Raw genomic sequence first — 274 nt, 5'->3', positions numbered from 1 at the left:
CGTCGCGGCTGATGAGATTCCGAATGAAATGCGGGGCTTCTGGGTTGCCAAGAAATCGACCTGCAATATCCTGAAGAGCAGAGGGCCCGGATCGCTTCGCGCAGACGAGCGCTGGCTGAAGATAACTGCAACCGATGTCCTCGGTTCGACGCAGGGACGGTTTTTCGGTGAGTTACCGATCGACAGCCTGAGTTTTCTTTCGACGCGGCTGTCGGTTGCTATCCAGACGTTTTCGGACAATCACCTTATGTCGGAATTGGCATTGACGCGTGAC

1 protein-coding gene is annotated in these 274 nt (G+C 55.1%); it reads left to right on the top strand.

Translation table 11 applies throughout. The features are described from left to right. Window positions 1–274 (top strand): hypothetical protein (locus AC0KVN_RS27635; RefSeq protein WP_483656845.1); only part of this gene is annotated, 274 nt, incomplete at both ends.

The organism is Sphingobium sp. SG1 (assembly GCF_057063145.1).
Note: the sequence above shows the minus strand (reverse complement) of the source record. Positions and strands in the feature narration are given on the sequence as shown.